At 65.8% G+C, this 787-nt stretch carries 1 protein-coding gene and 1 pseudogene; both read left to right on the top strand.

The genetic code is table 11. The annotated features are described in order from the left end of the window. A pseudogene (locus BO1_RS61720) lies at positions 1–220 on the top strand (putrescine ABC transporter permease PotI); the annotation flags it as partial. 164 nt (positions 221–384) lie between these two features. Continuing rightward, positions 385–787 (top strand): DUF3138 family protein (locus tag BO1_RS58745; RefSeq protein WP_407670105.1); only part of this gene is annotated, 403 nt, incomplete at its 3' end.

Consider the following 787-nt stretch of genomic DNA (forward strand, 5'->3'; position numbering starts at 1 on the left):
TCTGAATCCGGAGATGAATGCACTCGCGACCCTCTTCATCAGCGCGGTGACGATTGGCGTGGTCGCAGCCAACTACATCATGTCGGCCCGCGAACGCAAGCGCATGCGCGACATGCAGATGGCCTTCGTGCAGCCCGATCCCTCGGAAGCGGTGCAGGGCGCCGTGCAGGGCGCACCGGCGGGTGCGGTCGGCGCTCCGCTTGGCCGGCGCGCAGCCTGATCGCCGGGTCGCAGTCCACAGAACGCAGTCCACTTGAAGCGGCGCGCGCGGCTCGCAGGCTGCGGCGCGCGCCGCGTGCAACGCCCAGCGGCACAGGGGAAAGACACGCCGGGGCGCTTGCCATAACGATCCATAAGGAGAATCCTGATGAAGAAGAAGTTAATCTGTCTGCTGGTGGCCGGGGCACTGCCAGGGCTCGCTTTTGCGGACTCGACCAGCGATCAGATCAAGGCCCTGCAGCAGCAGCTCAACGCGCTGCAAAAAGAGGTGAAATCGCTCAAGAACGAGCTTGCGCATCGAACACGGGCGCGAAGGGCACGGCGAAGAGCGCGGGCGCCTCCACGGGCGCAGCCGCCACGGTTGCCGCGGCAGCGCCTGCGCAGGAAGTGGACATGTCCTCGCCCGACTACGGCAAGCAGCCTGCGCACCTGACCAACGACGACGTCGACTCGATGAAGCAGCAGATCGCGAGCCAGCAGCTGAAGGTGGATTCGCTCTCCGACGCGGCCAACACCGGCCCGATCGCGGGCCTCTCGGTCACGGGCTATATCGACCCGACCTATATCT

The organism is Paraburkholderia oxyphila NBRC 105797 (assembly GCF_000685075.1).
Lineage (GTDB): Bacteria > Pseudomonadota > Gammaproteobacteria > Burkholderiales > Burkholderiaceae > Paraburkholderia > Paraburkholderia oxyphila.